Origin of the sequence: Sphaerobacter sp., assembly GCF_019683595.1 — a bacterium.
Classification (GTDB): domain Bacteria; phylum Chloroflexota; class Chloroflexia; order Thermomicrobiales; family Thermomicrobiaceae; genus Sphaerobacter.
The window spans coordinates 1-7,819 of the sequence record NZ_JADGHZ010000157.1; the positions used below are offsets into that span (position 1 = coordinate 1).

At 71.7% G+C, this 7,819-nt stretch carries 7 protein-coding genes; all 7 read left to right on the top strand.

The genetic code is table 11. From position 1 onward, the window contains the following. The first annotated feature begins 40 nt into the window (after window positions 1-40). Entirely contained in the window at window positions 41-985 is a 945-nt protein-coding gene (locus IRZ30_RS13710) for a major capsid protein (RefSeq protein ID WP_294085998.1), read from the top strand. Between the two features lie 201 nt (window positions 986-1,186). Next, window positions 1,187-2,536: a phage portal protein gene (locus tag IRZ30_RS13715; protein WP_294086004.1), complete on the top strand. Its 1,350-nt coding sequence runs from the start codon at window positions 1,187-1,189 to the stop codon at window positions 2,534-2,536. Window positions 2,537-2,653: 117 nt separating this feature from the next. Beyond that, a complete protein-coding gene (locus IRZ30_RS13720) occupies window positions 2,654-3,262 on the top strand; it encodes a hypothetical protein (RefSeq protein WP_294085999.1) in 609 nt (202 codons plus the stop codon). Beyond that, on the top strand, window positions 3,259-4,752 hold the full coding sequence (locus IRZ30_RS13725; protein WP_294086000.1) for a hypothetical protein: 1,494 nt from the start codon (window positions 3,259-3,261) through the stop codon (window positions 4,750-4,752). The genes IRZ30_RS13720 and IRZ30_RS13725 overlap by 4 nt, the downstream gene beginning before the upstream one ends. Before the next feature lie 100 nt (window positions 4,753-4,852). Beyond that, window positions 4,853-5,236 (top strand): hypothetical protein, encoded by a 384-nt coding sequence (locus IRZ30_RS13730; RefSeq protein WP_294086001.1) that lies wholly within the window; start codon window positions 4,853-4,855, stop codon window positions 5,234-5,236. A gap of 3 nt (window positions 5,237-5,239) precedes the next feature. Then, window positions 5,240-6,988 carry a discoidin domain-containing protein gene (locus tag IRZ30_RS13735; protein WP_294086002.1) on the top strand — a complete coding sequence of 583 codons (1,749 nt, stop codon included), beginning with the start codon at window positions 5,240-5,242 and terminating at the stop codon, window positions 6,986-6,988. Between the two features lie 2 nt (window positions 6,989-6,990). Further along, window positions 6,991-7,803, top strand: a complete 813-nt coding sequence (locus IRZ30_RS13740; protein ID WP_294086003.1) for a peptidoglycan recognition family protein — start codon at window positions 6,991-6,993, stop codon at window positions 7,801-7,803. Window positions 7,804-7,819: the final 16 nt, after the last annotated feature.

The window sequence follows — 7,819 nt, forward strand, 5'->3', positions numbered from 1 at the left end:
CCTAAAACGACATCCATCTGCTGCTCGTCGGGTCGGAGATGTGTATAAGTGTGAGGGGCATACCCGGGATCGCGCACGACGAGGGGAGGAGGATTCGATGGCACTAACCAAGGTGGAAGCGGCAAAGCTGACGAACGACATGCTCCTGCGCGGCGTGATCGAGACGATCGTGATGGAGTCGAGCGTGCTGACCATGCTCCCCTTCATGAACGTCACCGGCACCGCGCTCACCTACAACCGCGAGAAGACGATGCCGGCGGCGAAGTTCTACGACGTCGGCGACACCTGGGAAGAGGCGACGCCGGAGTTCACGCAGGTCACGGTCGCGCTGAAGATCCTGGGCGGCGACGCAGACGTCGACAACTTCCTCCAGCAGACGTACGCCGACCCGAACGACCTGGAAGCCGTTGTCATCGAGAGCCGGGCCAAGGCCGTCGCCCACCTGTTCAGCGACACCTTCTTCAACGGCGACAGCACCGCCAACCCCAAGGCGTTCGACGGCCTCGCGAAGCTCGTCCCGCCGTCCCAGACGCTGGAGCCGGGGCCCGACGGCGGCGCCCTCACCCTGGACCTGATGGACGAGCTGATCGACCTCGTGCGGCCGGGGCGGCCGGACGCGCTGCTGATGCACAAGCGCACGCGCCGGAAGCTCTCGCAGCTCCGCCGCACCAGCGGCAACCTGCTGGAGACGGACGTCGACGCCTTCGGCCGCCGCGCCCTCTTCTACGACGGCATCCCGATCATCGTCGACGACTTTATCCCGATCGACGAGACGCTGGGCGCCGGCAGCAACCTCTCCAGCATCTACGCTGTCAAGTTCGGCCCATCCGGCGTGATGGGGATCGAGAACGGCGGCATCCAGATCGAGGCGATCGGCGAACTGGAAACCAAGGACGCCAGCCGGCACCGCATCAAGTGGTACGCCGGCCTCGCCCTCTTTAGCGAGCTCGGCGTCGCCCGCCTGCGTGGCATCGAAGGGGCGTGAGGCGGGGGATGGCCCTCACCCCTTGACCCCTTTCCCAGCGTTGGGAGAGGGGGAAAGGCCCTCACCCCCTCACCCCCTCTCCCAACTATGGGAGAGGGGGAACAAAGGCCGCGAGTGTCTCCCCTCTCCCAGGGTTGGGAGAGGGGCCGGGGGTGAGGGCCGTCGCCACACACCATCGCCAAGGAGGTAGCCGTGACGCTCATGCCGATCAGCGGCGGGGTGGTCCCCGCGACGCTGGCCGACTGGGTGCAGGCCCACGATGTCGACCGGATGACCCGCTACCGGGAACTGCTCGACTTCTATGAAGGACGGCAGTGGGATCGGCGCCGGCGGGCCGGGGAGACCCAGTTGACCATCAACTACGCCCGCGCGCTGGTGCGCAAGGCCGCCAGCTACGTCTTCCCGGAACCGGTGGTCTTCACCGTCCCGCCGGTCGACGGCGTCAGCCCGGAGCAGGCGCGGCGGGCCGAGACGGCGCTGAACGACCTGGCGGCCGAGCAGGACCTGCACGGTCTCGATACCCAAACCCTGATCGACGCCAGCGTCCTGGGCGACGGTGCCTTCAAGGTGACCTGGGACCGGGACGCCGGTCGCCCGCTGGTGGTCTCGGTCGACCCCGCCACCCTTTGGGCCTGGTCCGCGCCGGACAACGTCCGCGCCGTGCGGCGCGTGGTGCAGCTCTACACGCTGCCGGCGGAGGAGGCGAGCGAGCTGTTCGGCGTCGACGCCGGCGGCGGGCCGGGAACCGTGCGCGTCGTTGAGGACTGGACGGCCGAGCGGGTGCGCTTCGAGGTCGCGGGCGTGATCGTCCGCGACGAGCCGAACCCCTACGGCTGGATTCCCTACGTCATCTTCCCCAACATCGCCAAGCCCCACTCGCTCTGGGGCGAGAGCGATCTGGCCGACCTGCTGGACATCTGCCGCGAGCTGAACCGCCGCATGACGGTCATCAGCCGCATCCTGCAGGTGTCGGGGAACCCGATCGTCGTGCTCGAGAACGTCACCGGGTCGGACGGCATCCGCGCCGACGAAGGCGCCGTGTGGGAGCTGCCCGAGGACAGCAAGGCGTACCTGCTCGACATGCTCAGCGGGGGCGGGGTGCGGCTCCACATCGACTACGTGGAACTGCTCTACCGCGCCCTCTACGACCTTGCCGAGACGCCGCGGAGCGCGTTCGGCGACTCCGGGCGCAACCTGTCGGGCACGGCGCTGGAGGTGGAGATCCAGCCGCTGGTGCAGAAGGTCCAGCGCAAGCGGCGGGTATGGGACAGCGTCTACCGCCGCCGCAACCGGATGCTGCTGGACCTGATGGAGCGCTTCGGCGGCATGGACTTCGGCGGGGCGCGGCGCACCGGGGTCATCTGGGGCCCGATCCTGCCGAGCGACCGCGAGGCGCTGGTCCGCAGCGAGACGGCCCTGGTCCACGCCGGGATCCACAGCCGCCGCACGGCCATGACCCTCCTCGGCGACGCCGAGCCGGATACCGAATGGTCTCGGGTGCTGGAAGAACGGGAGGCGCTGGGGGAAGAGGGAGCAGCCCTCACCCCCTAGTCCCTTCTCCCAACTTTGGGAGAGGGGGGACGGGCTGCGCGCTCCGTGTTCCGTGTTTCGTGTTCCGTAACGTCTCCCCTCTCCCCTTGTGGGAGAGGGGTTGGGGGTGAGGGGTCCATGCCGACACTGAGCCAGATGCGCGACCGGCTCCGGCTGTGGCTGGAGGATGACGGCGCGGAAGGGCTGTGGACCGACGCGGAGCTGGACGAGGCGCTGCGCTGGTCGCTGGAGCGCTACAGCCGGTGGGAGCCGGAAGAGCGGGTCCTGACCGCCGTGGTTGACGCGGGGGCGGCCGAGATCGCCCTGCCGGAGGACGCGCTCGATGTGGCGCGCGTGCTTGCTCCGGGCGGGCAGGTCATCCCGCGGCGCGCGGCCGCCCCGGCGCGAGCCGTGGCCGGGGAGGAACTGGCCTGGGAGCTGTTCGCGGGTGCGCTGCGGTTCACCCAGCCCCTCGCGGCGGGCGCCTACACGGTCTACTACACCGCGAGCCGGACCTTCCCGGCGGCCGGCGGCGAGCCGTTCCCGGTGCCGCCGGCCGCGGAGGCGCTGATCCTGACCGGGGCGCTGGTGTGGGCACTCGAGTTCCGGGCGCGCGAGGAGTGGAAGCGCGGACCGCTGCCGCCACGCTACGAGAGCCGGCTGGAGGCGGCGCGGCGCGACTACCAGGCCCTGCAGCGCGACCTCCGGCGGCGCCTGCGGACGCGCACCCTGGAGGTCAGCGGGTGATCGAGCGGGCGACGATCGCCGGGATGCGGGCGCTCCTGGCGGACCCGGTCGCCTTCGCCCGCGCGCTCTTCCCATCCCGCCGCCCGCGCCGCTACCAGGCGGAAGCGATGCGCGCCGTGGCAGCGGCCGTCGTGGCTCGCGCCCGCGGCGACCGCTCGCACCCCGCCGACTTCGGCATCGTCTTCTCCCGACAGGCGGGCAAGGACGAGGCGCTCGCCCAGCTCATCGCCTACCTGCTGACCCTGTTCCAGCGCGCGGGCGGCTCGATCGTCGTGGCGCTCCCCACCCTGCGACCTCAGGGCATCCTGGCGCGGGACCGGCTCCTCGAGCGGCTGACGAGCGAGCGTGCCCGCGCCCTCGGCCTCCGGCCACGGGTGCAAGACGGCACCATCGTGCGACTCGGCCGCGCCGCCTGCCACTTCGTCTCGGCCGGACCGCAGAGCAACGCGCGCGGGCAGACCGCCTCGCTCCTGCTCGTCGCCAACGAGTGCCAGGACATCCGCCCGGAGCGCTGGGACAGCGTCTTCGCGCCGATGGCGGCATCGACCGACGCGGTGACGCTCTCCCTGGGGACGGTGTGGACCGCCGACACGCTGCTCGCCCGCCAGATGCGCCATCTGGCGACGCTGGAGGCTGAGGACGGCCGGCGACGGCTCTTCCGCGTCCCCTGGCAAATCGTCGCGCAGGAGGTGCCGAGCTACGGGCGCTACGTGGAGCGACAGATCGCCCTGCTGGGAGCCGACCACCCGTTCATCCGCACGGAGTACGAGCTGCTGGAACTGGACGGCCAGGGTGGGCTCTTCCCGCCCAGCCGCCAGGGGCAGATGCAGGGCGACCACCCACCGCTGACCCGCGCCGTGCCGGGCGAGGAGTACGCGCTCCTGCTCGACGTCGCGGGCGAGGAAGAGGAGAGCATCGATCCCGGCCGGGCCTACGACCCGGCCGCGCGGCGGGACAGCACGGCGCTGACGGTGGTGCGGGTGATACGCCAGGACGCGCGCCCGCGCTACGAGGTCGTGCGGCGCTACCTCTGGACCGGCGTCAAGCACACCGCGCTGCATGCACAGTTGGTCGACCTGGCGCGCCATGTCTGGCGCGCCCGCTACGTCGTCGTGGATGCGACCGGAGTCGGGGCAGGCCTCGCGAGCTTCCTCCGCGCATCGCTCGGCGACCGAGCGGTGCTCCCCCTTATCTTCTCCCTCACTAGCAAGAGCCAGCTCGGCTGGTCCTTCCTCAGCGCCGTGGACAGCGGCCGCTTCAAAGACCACGCCCCGGCTCCGGACGATCCCGAAGCGAGCGCGCTCGCCGCGCTCTTCTGGCGGCAGGTTCGGGCCTGCACCTATACGGTGCGGCCCGGGCCGCACCGCCTGATGAGCTGGTCCGTGCCCGACCCACGGACCCACGACGACTTGCTCATCTCCGCGGCGCTCTGCGTCGTCCTCGACGAGCAGGACTGGCGCCCGCGCCTGGCGCGGGGGAGGGGAGCGTGATGCGTCATGCGTCATGCGTCCCCCTCACCCCCGGCCCCTCTCCCACCAGGGGAGAGGGGAGAGATACGCAACAAGCATCGCGTATGACGGGACTGCACCCATGACACCAACCGAACCGACGCCGTCCAGCCGACCGGGCGGCGGCTGGGCGCGCTACGAAGCGGCACTGCTCGATCCCGGCACGGGCGCCGTGCCGGGCAACCCGCCGACGCCGATTGTGGGGCCGGACCCTGGCCCGCCGGCGCCGCCGACGACGCGGCCGTGTAGGCAGTGGCTGATCTGGGAAGAGTACCGGACCGCGCAGGACGAGCGGGTGTGCCCGGTGTGCGGGCCGCTGCACGGGACGCGGTACATCGAGGGCGTGGGGCCGCAGCCGCCGCTGCATCCGGGCTGCCGTTGCCGAAGGGTCTACGCGTATTCGGAGTGTGTGAGCCGGGCCGATCCCAGCCGGCCAAGCGGCGGGGGCGGGCGGCCGAAGGAGTGAGCCATGTACGACGTGGTGATCGCCGGCCGCGGCTACATGGTGCGGGCCGGGACGTACGAGCGGCGGCAGTCGGCACCGGACCCGGCGCAGACCGGTCGGGTGCGCCTGTTCGACTTCTACGGCGGTGGTGGCCGGGCGGCGCAACTGGAGCGTGATCGCTTCTGGCGGGGCGTGGGCGCCTGGCCGGCGCTGGACAGCCAGGGCGTGCAGGCGGGGCCGCGGCGGCAGAACCGCACGGAGACGGTGACGCCGGCGTTTGATCCGGATCGGCCCAGCTTCTCGTTCGTGCATGGCGGGACCACATATCTGGCCAATGGGACGGGGCTGTACCGGGTGACGGCGGCCGGTGGGACGTATGACGGGCTGGCGCTGGTGCAGACGCTCGCCGCGCCGTGCGCGGGGCTGGCGGTGAGCCGGGGTGCGGTGGGGTTCGTCCACGGGCCAGGGCAGCCGCCGACGATCTACGACCTCGCGACGGGAACGTACACGACGTCGCAGGCGCAGCCGGCAACGATCATCGCGCCGGGGCGTGGGGCGGTGCTGATCGATCAGCCGACCGGCGGTGAGCCGGAACTGTGGGCGTGGCAGCCGTGGCAGGACGTGCGGCCGGGGACGGGGGTGCAGCTCGACCAGGAGATCGTGGCCGTGGCACCGTTCAATGGCGAAGTATGGATCGTGACACGGGGTGCGGTCTGGCGGGCGGTCGCCACCGGCGGAGGAGTCGACGCCGACGTCGTGACGACCGCGCCGCGGACGGGGTTTGCCGATGACTTCGCGTGGATGATCGGGCACAACGGCGGACTGTACGCCTGGCTGGGCAAGGAAGTGCACCGGTACGACCCGGGCGACAAGGTGTTTGCCCCGCTCGGGCTGCGGGGCCGGGCGACCTACGGGGCATGCGGGCTGGGCCGGTGGCTGATCGTCGCGGTGGAAGACGAACATGGCGACGAGACGGACCTGTGGGCGTGGGATGGTCGCGGCTGGTGGCTGCTGGATGAGGGCACGGCGTTCCGGTATCCGGTGGCAATCGCCGGGCCGGCCGACGACGCGGACGTGCTTGCCGGCCGGAGTGGGGCGGTCAACCAGACGGCGGTGTGGCAACTGGCTCCGCGCGCTGGCAGGCCGGGTCTGCGGGAGACGGTGACGCTGGTGACGCCGTTGCTCGACGCGGGCGCGCGGGACGTAGAGAAAGTCTGGCGCCTCGTCGGCGTGGAGCTGGCATGGCCGGACGAGCGGGCGACGGCCGCGCCGGTCACGGTGACGCTCGAAGCCAGCCTCGACGGCGGGCTGAGCTGGACGGAGGTCGCGGCGTCGGCGGTCCGGGGCGACGAGACGCGGACGCACGTCGTGGTGGGGACGCTGCCGCCGAGTGCCCGGGCGCGGTGGCTGCAAGTGCGGGTGACCCTCTCGAACGTCACGGACTGGTGTCCGGTGATCGCGGGCATCTGGGCGGAGTACGCCGCGGTGGATCCCGAGTCGCGCCGGCGCCGGTGGACGTTCGCGGTGCAGTGCAAGGACCAGGTGGTGCGCCGGGATGGGTCGGTCGAGCAGGTCAACGCGCGCGAACTGGCCCGGACGCTGTGGGCCGCGTGGGAGGCAGGCGGGGTGGTGACGTTCCGGGATATCGACTACGACCGGACGGGCGAGGAGTACACGGTGCGGATCGCGGCGATCCGGGAGGAGGTCCCCAAGCCCCATGACGCCGGGCGATGGGGCGACGGCACGGTCGCGCTGACGTTGGTGGAGGTGTAGGCATGACCGCCGGCGGCCTGGAGCGGCTCCCGCTCATCGACCTCCGCGCCCGGCTCGCGACCAACCCGCACGGCGGCCCGGCCGCCACGGTGCCGCTCGCCCGCAAGCGGGGCATCGTGGTCCACTACCACGGCCCGGCGATCCCGCCGGACGCGGACGAGGCGGCGGTGCTCCAGGCGGCAGCGCGCTACCACGTCGCCCGGGACTGGGACGAGACGCCCGGCAACGGGCTCCACACCGCCGGCGACGGGCTGATGTACCACCTGGCGGTGGGGCGAACCGGCGCGCTCTACTGGTGCCGCGACGTCGAGGCCGTGCTCTGGCACTGCGGCGCCTGGCCGGCCAACGCCGAGGCGCTGGCCGTGCTCGTCCTCATCGGCGGCGACCAGCACGCGACCGACGCCCAACTCGCGGCGCTGCGCCGCCTCTGCGACACCTGGCGGGATTTGGGGCACGGCGACGAGGTCTGGGGCCATCAGGAGCTGCACCCGACGAGTTGCCCGGGCACGCTGATGGCCGACTTCGTCCTGCCGTACCGGGAAGGGAGCCGGATCGGCGTGGCCTACGGACACTACTTCGCGGAGACAGGACACTTCGTGGGCGGGGCCTTCTGGGAGTACTGGCAGCGACACGGCGGCCTGATGATCTTCGGCTACCCCCTCACCGAGGAGATCGTCGAAGACGGCCGCACCGTGCAGTACTTCGAGCGCGCCGTCTTCGAGTGGTGGCCGGAGAACCGGCCGCCGTACCAGGTGCTGCTGCGCCGCCTCGGCGCCGCAGCACTGGCAGCGCGGGGCACCGCCCCCACCCCCTGACCCCGCTCCCAGCAGT